The organism is Sphingobacterium sp. BN32 (genome assembly GCF_030503615.1).
GTDB lineage: Bacteria > Bacteroidota > Bacteroidia > Sphingobacteriales > Sphingobacteriaceae > Sphingobacterium.
In genome coordinates this window covers 1,139,767-1,153,047 of sequence record NZ_CP129963.1, presented here as the reverse complement: position 1 = coordinate 1,153,047, position 13,281 = coordinate 1,139,767, and the positions used below count along the sequence as shown (strand labels likewise).

The following is a 13,281-nucleotide window of genomic DNA, read 5'->3' as shown; positions in this document are numbered from 1 at the left end:
CATCCTGTTAACAAATGGAAGGTGCAACAAATAAATCGGCTTTTCTTTATTTAAAGCCGTAAAAACAAGTAACTTTGTTTCATCTACAGAAGTATCTACTTATGAAATCAACACTAATTGGCATTCTTGCCTTAGCCCTGCTATGCACTCTTCAATCTACTATCCTTTTCGCACAAGATGGAACGCTGAATTCGGATGAACTATTCTTACGAGCGCGTACCGAAGCGTTTGACAACAAGAATTATCCTGCAGCTGTGGGACTAGCAAAACAGGCGCTACAAAAAAGTCCAGATTATACCGATATCGGTGTTTTTTTAGGCAGGCTATACACTTGGATGGATCAGCCAGATTCGGCAAGAATGATATTTAAGCAACTAGAATTACAGAATACGACCGATGAGGATTTTCATTTGGCGTATGGATCGATGGAATATTGGGAAGACCAAAATGAAGAAGCGCTCCGTGTAGTGAACCGTGGTCTTTCTTCTCATCCAAAGTCTACTGACTTATTATTATTGAAAGCCAAGATATTCAATGCATCCAAACGTTATACCGAGGCTAATGAACAGTTAAATGAACTCCTCGCTGTGGACCCGAAAAATAGCGGCGCCCGGGAGTTAGTCAACTCAATCCGCGAGCAAGTGGGTGGCAACGAGGTAGGTGTCACGTATAACTGGATGCACTTCGACAAGCAGTTTGCCGATGATTGGCACATTGTAGGATTAAGCTATAAGAGGCGCACATCTATTGGATCTTTCATCTTTAGAACGAACTTAGCGAACAAGTTTGGCAGTAGCGGAACACAGTTTGAACTTGAAGCTTATCCCCGTTTATCTAAAATATTCTATATGTATTTAGGAACAGGCTACTCCAATAGCGAAGGTCTTTTCCCTAAGTTTAGAACGGGAGCATCCTTATATGCTAATTTGCCCGCAAGTTTTGAAGCCGAGCTAGGTTACAGACAATTGAAATTCACGGAAAATGTCTGGATGTATACTGCTTCTGTGGGTAAATATTATAAGAACTTTTGGTTCAACGCTAGAACGTATCTGACTCCTGGCGATAGCAACATCTCCCATTCGTATGCAGGTACAGTACGTTATTATACCAAGGGTGCAGACGACTATTTTGGATTCATCGTTGGTACTGGTATCAGCCCCGAAGAAAATAGAGAAAACTTATTAGTAGGCGATAGCTACAAGCTAAAAACCTTTAAAACTGGTTTGGAATACAACTTGAGCGTCAAGGAGAAAAACTTATTTTCTATCTCTGGAACATACTATAATGTAGAGTATCTCCCGGAGGTTAAAGACAACCAGATAGACATCACTGTCGGCTATAAACGTAGATTTTAAAAGCTACTGAAAGAATTTCTTGTACACTGAATCTGGCAATAGAGAAGACGATTTGATAAACTGCTTGTTCATCTCGCGGAAAGTATCAAATCGTTTTTTCATGGCTTGATCTGCACTTGCATCGCCAAAAGGTTCTTCATTTAATTTACTGTCCAACTTAAACATCCTGTTGTCGTTGATATGCATATCGTCATATACGAAGTCTATCAACTGCGATTTGCTCTGCATCATCGGAACACCGATACTTGGTTGCGAAGCCCCGATGTCCAGCCCCCTTCCTATCCAGGTCACCTGCTCAGGTGTTTTCAACTGATAGTTTTCACGGTAAAAAGCAAGAATAGACGGAGCAATATCGAAGTGGCTTACTGTATGTTGAAACCTACGTTTAGTTTTCAATAGTGGCGAGTAAATAACCAAAGGAACGTGATAGCGATTGATTTTCGTTTGCAAGGGTATCTCCGGCATCGCATGATCGCCAGTAATGATAAAGATGGTGTTTTTGAATTCTTCGCGCAGGCGATAGGTAGCAAAGAATTGACGAAGGGCGTCATCCAGATTCATTATCGATGTAAGCTGTTTTTTATTTTCCAGGGCCATATTATGCTTGGCTTTCGATAGTTTAAGCTGCTTCAGGCGCGATTCAAAAAGTGCTTCATACCTAGACACGTCGTTGATCAGAAAAGGATTATGCGTGGAGAGCGTCAATGCTATATGAAAATAAGGCGCAGCTTGTGTGCGTGCTAAAGCACTCAGCTGCGATAATACAGCTTGATCCTCAAACCCCCAACTTTCACCATTATTGCTGGGAAGGCGTCGGTAGCTTTTTGGAAAGTTGGACTCATCGATTAGTTCATCGATGCTATTAGCTTTTAGGTACTTAGCCATATAATCGAAATCAGCATCTCCGCCATAAATAAACCCCGTTTTAAAACCATTAAAAGCCATCACATTCAGCAGGTTAAAATGTTTGGGATAATCTTTTTGTTCAAGAAAGCCTGATGCTCCAAACGGCAGAGAACCTAAGACTGTCGGCAAAACAGAAAATGTTCTCCCGGAGGAACTCAAATTATTGTCCCAAACTAAGGAGCTATCTTTTAGTTGACTGAGGAAAGGCGTAAAATCGCCGATGTAGCCATTCGCGCTGCTGTAAGCATTTCCTAAGCCTTCAACTAAAAGCAAAACCAAGTTAGGCGTCTTATCCGCATGATGAAAGTATTGCCCCAGCACGTCGTGAGTTTGTTCATTTTTTAAAAAGGGGTATTCCGCGTTCCATGAATCAAAGGAGGGCTCAATAGCATTGGCAAATACACGATCTCCAATATGATCCGTTAATAAACCGGCATTGCTATAAAGAAAGAAGCCTATTTTGCTTCGTTCTGCCGTTTGCATGAAATCATCTTCTGAACGGCTCGTGACGACACCAAATACAGATAAATAAATCGATGCAATTACTCCAGCCCCTAGTACAGATAGCGCCTGGAGAGATGATCCTTTTATTTTGCTAATCAGGAACTTTACACTCGCAACAACCGCTATTAGACCACATATTAAAACAAACACATTCAACCAGTTAAGGACGTTACTTGCACGAAGTATTCCGATGAGTTCGTCGGAAGAGTAGAAAAACAGATCAGTTCCCAACAAGTTTCTCGACTCAATAAAATAAAAGGCTAAAACTAATTGTATGATAATGGCAGCGGAGGTAATAATGGGTAGTATCCAGTTCGCTAAACGCTCGTTGAATAGAGAAATGATTAGGTAAGCTAAAGCTAAGGGCAATAGAAAAACGAGTGCCGCTAAGGTGTTGTTAGCAAACAAAACAGCGAATGATTCCATTGTTTTAAACTGCTGAACGCTGTTTCCGTAGATGAGCCATTCTGCCACGCTTGCAAACAAAACAAATACGAGATAAACGAGTGCCACAGGACTAAATTGCTCCATCAACCATTTGCTATAGCGCGTAGCCTTTTCCTTGAAGCTTTCATCCTTCTCTTGTGCGAATCCTTGTCTTGTCATTTCTCCCCACCCATTCTTTTTTCGGAAGTAATCGATCATACCTGCAATTCCAGCGCGTACAACCATGGGATGGAAATAAAACGGCTCTAAGACGGCTGTGGCAATCAGCGTGGTTAGATCCTTTCGCTTAGAATAAACTTGATGACTAACCAAATCCAGCGAGATCGCATAAACCGAATATAGTACACTGGAAAAAACAACAAGGAGGAATAAGGCAAAGAAAAATGTCCAATTTATTATTCCAAATAAAGCGAAAAGAATAAAGATAATATAGCCTGTAAACTCGACAAAAGGGCCTAAGAACTCGAAGAGAAACCAATATGGAAGGCTGATCATCCCCAATTTACCATATTTGGGGTTGAACATCAGTTTGCGATGTGTCCACAATGTTTCCATCGTGCCCCTCATCCAGCGGTTTCTTTGCTTTTTTAAGATCTCTTTGTTTTCCGGCACTTCCGTCCAGCATAATGGATCCGGGATATTGATTACCTGATGCGGAAGCCCCTGCTCTATCATGTAGCGTCTCATACGAACTACGAGCTCCATATCCTCTCCAACGGTGCTGTGATCATATCCTCCACAAGCCAACACAATCTCCTTGTCGAAGGCTCCAAAAGCCCCTGAAATGAGAATTAAACCGCTTGCTCTTGACCATGCCATCCGACCTAATACAAATGCTCTAATGTACTCCAGCGCCTGACTTCTACCCAACCAGCTTTTTGGCAGATTGACCTCGACCACTTTCCCGTTTTCAATTCTGCAATTATTCGCTAAGCGAATTACACCTCCACAGGCAATAAGTCGCTTATCCTCCTGCTCCAAAAAAGGTTTAGCAAGTTTTAGTATTGCCTCTTGTTCGATTATGCAGTCTACATCGATACAGACTATATAATCGCTCTTAGAAATGTTGATCCCAACATTGAGTGCATCGGCTTTGCCCCCATTTTTTTTATCGACTACAATTAACTTCTTGAAGGCAGGGTTTTTACTTTTATAAACTTGAACAACTTCTTGAGTTTTCAAATTCCCGCTGATGGCATAGCTCACTTTTTCTAAATGATATGCTTCAACAAGTTTGTCGATGGAATCATCTTTAGATCCATCGTTGACAATTATAATTTCTAATTTATTATAATAGATAGAGAGTAGCGACCTGACGTTCTCTACGATGGTTTTGCCTTCGTTGTAGGCTGGTGCGATTAGACTAAAACTCGGGGCATTCGGATTGCTTGCGATCAAGGAATAATCTGTATAGATATTACCGTACTTATAACGAGTGACCGCACCATAGGAAAATATGGCTATCCAAGTATATACACTGAATATTCCCATGGAATAGAGCAAGAATAGCCAGACAAAAATCTCATATATAATCTTTGCTATTTCGTCCATCGCTTATTATCTAATACGTGGTTAATGACTAATAAATTCGGATCTCCGTCCTGTAGAGATAACTTCAAGTTATTTAAGTAGTTAAATTCCCCCATAGAAAGAAGTGCATCAGCAATATTCACCCTCCCAGCCTCCGTTGGATAACTTGTCAACTCCTTCTTTAAGAAGTCAATCTGATCCCGTGCTCGGGTATAGCCCAAACCTTTGATTATCTCCTGCTGTTGCGCTTCTTCCATCAATGGAAAACGATTTATAAGCTGTTCTGATGTATCATAAACGTCAAGACTGAACATGCTTCGTATCACTTCGAGCTGTACGTCAGGGTCGGGAAAGCTTAATATCTGAATTAAATCTGTGTGTAGTTCCAATAATTTGAATTTCTGAACAAGCTTTAGTGAAAAAATGATAACAGAGGGATTATCGCTATATAGCCAGCTCAACAATTGTGGAATAGCGTCTTTAGGCAATTTTTTGATAAAGCTGATAATGCGTAGCTGTTGCCAATCTGACAACACCCCATCAAAATCATCCAAAAAAGATAATCCTCCAAATCCTTCGAAATAAACAGTGGCGTATTGGGCTTCTTGTCGTACTCGGACATGTTTATGATTTAACATGGACTTTATTTCTGGAAGAGCTTCTGCTGCTTTCATCAGCGTTAATACCTGAATTCCCCGGGCTATCAAATATGCTTTCTTTTTGCGCAACAAAGCATAAGCTTCTTCATTCAAACGGTAGTGATAGAACACACGTTTTAAGATCTCAGCAGCAACACCGGAAAACTTACGTTCAGACTCCACCAATCGATTAAGGAAATAACGCCTAAACTCAGGATACTTTAAGTAATGGTTGATATCTTTTTCTATATCAAGTTCATTTACTGAACTTTCTATGATCACATTAGCAAGATACTCATCCACCAACTTCTTCCACAGTTGCTTGCTTTCCACGATCTTATAGGCGCGAAAGTTAAAAATCAAGAGTGTAAGAATCAACAAAAATACGAGAATCAAAATAGTTAAGATTCCGATCATCAGTTCGTGTAGCGTGAGTACCGACTCCATCTTCCTCCTACGGTCTGTTCAACAATTTATTAATACGCAGAATCAATTCATTAGGGCTGAAAGGCTTGATCATATAATCAGAAGCTCCCAATTGGAAAGCCTCAATTACAATATCCTCCTGCCCCATACTTGAGAGCATCATGATGGGAATTGGTCGCTCTAATTGCTTTACTTCTGCGAGAATCTCTATTCCAGAAGCAAAAGGCATCATAATATCGCTTATGATTAAATCCATTTGTTGGGTTCTAATCAATTCAATAGCCTCTTGTCCATTCCGCGTTAGAATGACTTCAAATCCTTCTTTTTTTAGTTTATGCTCAATAGTTTTAAGAATCAATTCATCATCTTCGGCTAATAACACAACCATCTTTTACGCTTTTAAGTTTATTAATACTTTCTGTAATAATTCAATTTCATTGATCAAATTCGATATTTCGTCAAATGGAAGATTTCCATTTACAAATTTTGCTTCCATGTCAACAGTCATGCTATTCAATAAGGTTAATCCGGCCGTACTGGATGTTCCGCGTAGCTTATGCAGCAGTTTTTTGATCTGAGGGACATCGTTTTCATGGCGAGCGAGGTTCAACCGTTCTTTCTGTAACTCCAACTCTCCCAACACAATCCCAATAAACTCTTGTTTAAAGTCGGCATCATGGTCGGTGGATTCATCCATGACCCTCTCGTCAAAATGTGCCGAAATATCCATCTCATTAACTAATTCTGCTTCTAAGGACTGCATCGCTTTGGTCACCATCGCCATGAAATCCCCAGCTTTAATTGGCTTTGTCAGAAAATCAGTCATCCCAACCTCTAAACACTTTTCCTTCTCGCCAATAACATTCCCCGCAGTAATTCCTATAATCGGAACCTGTTCATAGCCGCTAAGCGTCCTAATACGTTGCGTAGCTTCAATTCCATCCATCAATGGCATCTGTATATCCATCAGAATCAAATCAAATATAGATGCTTGGCAAGCTTCAACTGCAAGCAGACCATTCTCTACACTAGCGGTCTCACATTGTGGTAAAACCCCTTCCACAAGTCGTAGATTCAGCGCCATATTTACTGGATTGTCGTCCGCGACGAGCACCCGAAACGCCTTTTCCAAGTGATTGCTAGTTTCATATTCTTCAATCGACGGGCTTTCTGTGGTATAGGATTGTCGCAAGACCCTATATAGTTCTTCGGAAATAATAGGTTTTGTCAGGCAATAGGAATTCTGCTCTTGACGGAACTGTGTCATGACTTCCTGGTCTTCCGAGGAGCAATGCGACACTAAAAGTGGAATAGGCTCACCTTGTTGGAGCAAGAATTCTTTGATTTTCGCGATGGTTTCTAAACCATTCAAGATCGGCATGCGGTAATCCATTAAAATAGCATCAAACCGTTTCCCGTCGAGATAAAGCTGTATAGCTTCAAATCCATTCCCCACAGAAGTTGTCGCTACGCCCTTATAGGCGAGCATATGCTCCAGGATTACACGATTATTTACATTATCATCAACAATAAGTACAGTCTCAACCGAAAGGTCATCATTCTGTTCTTCGGTATATTCATAGGGCACTTCAATTTCAAAAGAGAAGGTCGATCCTTCATCGACTTTGCTGACAAGCGAAAGCTCACTGCCCATGTAGCGCAAAATATTATTTGAAATAGTCAGACCCAGCCCGGTACCACCGAAACGCTTGCTGACCGAGCTATCCTCTTGCGTAAAGGCATCGAAAATACGATGCTGTTTTTCTTCAGATATACCAATCCCCGTATCGCGGACAGAGAATCGAAGTCTCACTTTATCCTGCTCAATGTTGGTTCTTTCGACGCGAAGCTCAATCTCCCCCGTCTCGGTAAATTTCACGGCATTGCCTAAGAGATTAATTAAAACCTGCTTAATTCTTGACTCATCAATATAGATCAGATCAGGTAGCCCCTGCTCGATGTTTAAAAGCAGCTCGATGCCCTTATTCTGTGCCTGATATAGAATAACATGAATAACCTGATTGACGAGTTCATAAGGATTGTAATGATCGATATAGAATTCTAATTTACCGGATTCAATTTTTGAGAAATCCAATATGTCGTTGATAATCGATAATAGATTATTTCCTGACTCATTAACATATTTCAAATATTGCTTTTGAAGATCATTTAGTGGAGTCTTCAATAAAAGATCGGAAAATCCGATAACTCCGTTCAAAGGCGTACGAATCTCATGGCTCATATTCGCTAAAAATTCCGACTTGGCCTTGCTCCCAATATCGGCTAGCTTTTTGGCATTTTTAAGCTCTTCATTTTTAGCGACTAATTCGGAGATATTTTGCGAGAAGATGATGATCCCTCCAATGGTTCCATCAGGTAGTCTCCAGGGTCTTACTTCCCAATTATAGTGTTGCGCATGTTCATATTCTTCGCGCATAACGATCTCGTCAGTATTCTTGTAAGGAATTCCTTCCAATGCGTTACGATATATTTCCTTTCGCCGTTCGGGAATATTGGGAAACACATCGTAAAGATTTCGATTAGGCACGTGATTTTCTACATAATGGAATTCTTCCTTCCACTGCTTACTAATGGTTAGATAATTCAAATCCTGATCAAACATCGCTACAGAGGCCGGCACATAATCAACGAACGTTTGCAACATTGATTCTTTACGCTCCAGCTCCAGATACAGGCGCTTTGCTTCATCAACATCTTGTATAATCCCGAAAACCCGCGTACATCTCCCGTCTTCCATCTCAGGGACTCCCTTAATTCGAATCCAGATCTGTTCGCCCGTTGCTTTTTGAAGTCGGGTTTCGATATCATAAGGTTGACCAGATAAAACAGCCGATGTAAAGAGCTCCGCTATCATTTCGCTATCTTCATCGTCGAAGAACGAGAAAACATTCTCAAGCGTGGGATTAAAATCATCTGATACACCATGAATATCGCGCGTCGGGCCCGACCAATAAATTTCATTCTTAGCAAGATCAACTTCCCAACCCCCAACTTGCGCAACTTGACTACTTTGCTCTAGAATTTGTTTGGTATGCTGAAGATCTTTCTCTAGCATGATGCGCTCGTTCATATTCAAAGCTGAACTCACAACATACGCACTGCCATCGGCATCTATCTCCAAGATATTATTATACAACCAATAAATCCACTCGCCATCTTTCCGACAAAGCACCATCATTCCACTATCTTCACCCTTATGCTTTATCCGTTCCAGATATGGCTTAATGAGCGATCGGTTTTCTAAAGGTACTAAATCAACGAGGTTAAGCCCTTGAACTTCATCTGCAGAATAACCTAGGACATTTCTTCCCATTTCATTGACTCGAAGAATATTGCCGTCTAGATCGTGCATACTCATCAGACCAATCCCGTTTTCGAAGAAATTTCTGAACCTACGCTCAGAAACCAACAGTTTCACCTTCTCGGCATTTTCTTTACTGATATCACGACCAAATGCAAAGACCTCTTTACTATCTGGATTATATTTAAGATTCCAATTGATGAAAGTTTCTTCCTCTGTTGGGGTTTCGGTTCGCGTCTGTACTTGTACTTCTTTCCCAGTTTCTACCGTAGTCCGCAGCGCCTCTCGAATAGCATCATTAGCCTGTAATACCTCTAAAAAACTCTGTCCCACTGCTTCACGGGCCGAAAATGCCATTAATTCAGAAAAAGCCGGATTTATTTCTTTGATTAGAAAGTTGTCATCCAAAACACAGATCATATTTTGTGTGACCGCTAGTATTTGTTTGAAATAGTTGGCCTGCGTGGATTTACGCTTAGCTAAGAGTATCGAAACAATCGCCTCCCCTAACTTTGCAAGTTCCGAAAGCTGCTCCTCGGAAATAGTTTTGCTAACAAAATCTATAACGCACAAAGTTCCGAGAGCCAAGCCTCGATCGTCTAAAAGTGGGACGCCGGCATAAAAACGTATTCCAGAAGCTTGAATTAATGGATTATCTTTCGTCCGAGGATCTTGGAAAGTGTCTTCAATCATGAGCGGCACTTCGCTCATCATGGTATATTGACAGACGGTATTCCTCCTTTCTACAGTTTCTAAGTTAATGCCAAAACAGCTTTGAATACGTTGTATATCTTCTTCCATTATCGCTATGATGGAAGATGGACATGCAGTTATCTTGCACGCCAATTCGGCAAAAACATTGAGTTCTGGCATTTTGCCAAGACCCATTAAGCCGAAAGAGTATAACATATCCAAGCGCTCTGACTCATTTGCCGGAGTACACTGAGACTTCATGTTGCTTTCTATAGGTAGTAATTAATGCGCCACAAGATAGCTATATATCGCGGCACAATAGCGTATTTTTGATTAAAACAGCCAAACTTGCAGAATAGTTTTAAAATTCTCTTTTAGCAACTTAAAACTTATCTATTGTTTCATTGCCCGCAATCTAAGTGCTGACAAACCCTTATTAGAATAGTTTTAAATCTTGTAGAAGAATATTAAACTAATGATTAAAATAACGACATCCCTATTTCTTTTGAAATCGATATATCATTACGCATAACCTAAATGCCATTATGCATAGGTAGATATTTTTTCGCTCGACGTACATTTGCGGTAATTTAGAATCATTACAAACAAGAAAGATGAGCATTTACTATCTATCGAGGCTTTCCAAAGCCTTTCTATGCTGTCTCCTCCTCTTTGGTTCATGCAAAAAGGAAGACAAACCAACAGTCCCTCCTGATCCCATTCAAGGGGAAAAAGTCATCAGAAATCTTAAGGCGGACTATATGACCAAGCCCTACTTTAAGTTTAGTACAGGCGAAGTGGTTAAGAAGCCTGGAGCTGATAACTGGGACATTTGCTTCGAACATGCACAACTGAAGATTAATGGTGGAACCATGTTAAACCCTGTTCGCACCGGAAATGCAAAAGCGATCATTGTGCATACAGCTTACCAAAACATCAAAGATATCCCAAACTTAAGCGATTTAAAACAAGACGATGGCAGAACCGACTTCGCATTGGGCTATCGCAGCGGCGGAAAAACATGGTATTATATGGACGAAAACAATTTCTACATGCCCTATCCTGAAAAAACAATGTTTATTCAAACTGCCGATAAAAAAGGATTTGTAAAACTACAGATCTTAAGTTTCTATCGTGATATGCCCAATCTGAAGGGTGAAACTTACGAATCCATCAGCACGCGTGCAGGATTCTTCACCTTCCGATATCAATACATAGAGAAAGGACAAAGATTCCATTAATCTACTTACAACAAACCAATCATATGAAATTTAAAAGAAACTGGTCTATTGTTTTAAGTCTGTGCCTGCTAGCACAACTTAGCGCATGCCGTAAGGATATTTCACCATATGGTACTTACATCGATCAAAAACCAGCAGAAGCAACTTATAAAGAAGCCCTTATTGTTTATTTCAAAGATAAAAACGATGGTAAATTCACGCTTCAAAATCCATCTCAATACCTTAGTGAGAAAGCGATACGACGTCGAAAGTCTCAACAGATTGCTATAGACTCTACAGACTTACCCCTCAGCAGCAAGTACCTGAACGAACTATTGAAAGTAAGCGAGGGCAAACTGTTAAACAGCTCAAAATGGTTGAACTATGCCGTTATTCATTTACCAGAGCACAAAGACAACTTAGAAAAGATTAAATCACTATCCTTCGTATCGTCTATAAAACCAATTGGTGTGCATCTCCCTCACCAGGAGCCTGTTGTACCCCCAATTAAAAATGAAACGACCTTTACTGCGATTGCGTCCAGCAACACCTTAGACACATTAAAGGTAAATGCTGTCAATTACGGCAAAACATATGGTTTATTGCAACAATACGAAGCCAACATATTGCACGAGAAGCAGTTCTATGGCAAAGGAAAAACCATCGCCATACTTAGTGAAGGTTTTGGCTACTTAGACGAGAAGCCAGAACTCCTCCATTTATTATCAGAGAATAAAATCAAAGACAGCTATGATTTGCTTTATAACCGCAGCGATATCAGTACGACCACAACCAATGGGAACAACCTCTTAGCGATGCTCGGAGCCATCAATCCGCAAAAGTTCGTAGGCTTATCACCGAAAGCAGATTACATCCTGCTACGTACAGATCAGAACGGAAGTCAAGAGCCCTTTTATGAAACCAGTTGGGTCGCTGGTGTTGAACGCGCCGATAGCTTGGGTGTTGACATCATCAGTTCATCCTGTGTATATGGCGTCAAATTCAATCAGCCACAATTTGACTTGAAAGCTCAACAAGCTGATGGGAATTCTATCAGCAGTAAGGTAGCTGATCAAGCTTTCAAAAAAGGAATTCTGACAGTTCAGATGTTTCCTCAGGAATCCAATGGCATCACCTTCGTACTCCCTCCAGCAGATGCCAAGCACATTATCACTGCCGGCAATATCAACAAGCGAAATAAACCCTTGTGGAATGTCCTAAATAAACCCACTGCCGACGGAAGGATAAAGCCTGAATTAGCTGTATTGGCACAGGAAATACCTGTCGTTTATGGATGGGGCGACTCTTATAGCACTTCAAACACGCCCCCTATTCTTGCGGGCTTGATTGCCTGCCTATGGGAAGCTTTGCCAACTAAAAATGCAAAAGAAATCAAAGAACTGTTGCAACAAACGGCCAGTCAAAGCGATAATCCAGACAACAAAATGGGATATGGAATACCAAATTTTAAAAAAGCATATGAACAAGCCAAATAGAACTTCAAATCCTTTGGCAAAGCCAAAGCATAAAAAGATGATCAGCGCGGGCATGGCATTCCTTCTTGCGGCATTCTCCTTAAGTTCTTGCCAAAAAGATAGCGAAGTCAACATCAAGCATCTTAAGCAGAAGCAAACCGTAGTTGATTATGTATTGGATCTTGAAAATCTATATATGATCAAGTATAGCTTCGAATACAACGATCAATATCAGGTAGCAAAGATCTACCGCGGTGAGCGCCATGCGAACATCAGTCAACTTCAACTAATCGCTGAAGCTCATTATGACGCGAAGAATAAAAGCAACTTACCAGACTCCCTTTCTACCTACAACACACGAGGCTTCAAAGTAGGAGTCATTTTAGCCAAAGATTACAATACCGTAGCCAAGGCTGATAAAAACATAAGATATCAATGGCCGGAACGCGAAAATAAACTACTTACAGTTCCGGGTGGCGAACTTGCCTTAGCCATAGCAGGGAAGAAAATCGGCTGGTCCGGCTCTGGACACATGGGATCAGGAAGTACAATTGAAATCATGGATCACTTAAAGTTCCTGAATCGTAATAGTCTAAAAGATAGCATACAAATCCCCGTATCGAGTAAGACTGACGGTACTAAACGCAAGTTTGATGATTTCCATGTGAAGTACAATAAACTCGGATTTCCAATCGACATGGCCATGTACGATGCTGTAAACGCCGATTTCGAGCAAGTTAAAATTAATTATAGGGACGAATAAGC

Annotated in this window: 8 protein-coding genes; 4 read left to right on the top strand and 4 right to left on the bottom strand. The window is 40.7% G+C overall.

Features of this window, described 5'->3' with window-relative positions; genetic code table 11:
* The first annotated feature begins 101 nt into the window (after positions 1–101).
* A complete protein-coding gene (locus QYC40_RS04725; RefSeq protein ID WP_301992689.1) occupies positions 102–1,355 on the top strand; it encodes a YaiO family outer membrane beta-barrel protein in 1,254 nt (417 codons plus the stop codon).
* A 3-nt stretch (positions 1,356–1,358) separates the two neighbouring features.
* Here QYC40_RS04725 and QYC40_RS04720 read toward each other — a convergent pair whose 3' ends face one another.
* From QYC40_RS04720 to QYC40_RS04705, 4 genes are read right to left on the bottom strand one after another with little or no spacing between them, the layout of a single operon-like run.
* Positions 1,359–4,763, bottom strand: a complete 3,405-nt coding sequence (locus QYC40_RS04720; RefSeq protein ID WP_301992688.1) for a sulfatase-like hydrolase/transferase — start codon at positions 4,761–4,763, stop codon at positions 1,359–1,361.
* Complete coding sequence (locus tag QYC40_RS04715; RefSeq protein WP_301992687.1) at positions 4,751–5,827, bottom strand: HEAT repeat domain-containing protein; 1,077 nt, start codon at positions 5,825–5,827, stop codon at positions 4,751–4,753. The genes QYC40_RS04720 and QYC40_RS04715 overlap by 13 nt, the downstream gene beginning before the upstream one ends.
* Positions 5,828–5,834: 7 nt before the next feature.
* The gene (locus QYC40_RS04710) at positions 5,835–6,194 is read right to left on the bottom strand and encodes a response regulator transcription factor (protein ID WP_301992685.1); all 360 of its coding nucleotides are present in this window, start codon (positions 6,192–6,194) and stop codon (positions 5,835–5,837) included.
* Positions 6,195–6,197: 3 nt separating this feature from the next.
* On the bottom strand, positions 6,198–10,082 hold the full coding sequence (locus QYC40_RS04705) for a response regulator (protein ID WP_301992684.1): 3,885 nt from the start codon (positions 10,080–10,082) through the stop codon (positions 6,198–6,200).
* Positions 10,083–10,435: 353 nt separating this feature from the next.
* Here QYC40_RS04705 and QYC40_RS04700 point away from each other — a divergent pair, with 353 nt between their 5' ends.
* From QYC40_RS04700 to QYC40_RS04690, 3 genes are read left to right on the top strand one after another with little or no spacing between them, the layout of a single operon-like run.
* Positions 10,436–11,062, top strand: a complete 627-nt coding sequence (locus tag QYC40_RS04700; protein WP_301992683.1) for an HmuY family protein — start codon at positions 10,436–10,438, stop codon at positions 11,060–11,062.
* Positions 11,063–11,085: 23 nt separating this feature from the next.
* Positions 11,086–12,537, top strand: a complete 1,452-nt coding sequence (locus QYC40_RS04695) for a S8 family serine peptidase (protein ID WP_301992682.1) — start codon at positions 11,086–11,088, stop codon at positions 12,535–12,537.
* Positions 12,521–13,279: a hypothetical protein gene (locus QYC40_RS04690; protein ID WP_301992681.1), complete on the top strand. Its 759-nt coding sequence runs from the start codon at positions 12,521–12,523 to the stop codon at positions 13,277–13,279. The genes QYC40_RS04695 and QYC40_RS04690 overlap by 17 nt, the downstream gene beginning before the upstream one ends.
* Positions 13,280–13,281 lie beyond the last annotated feature (2 nt).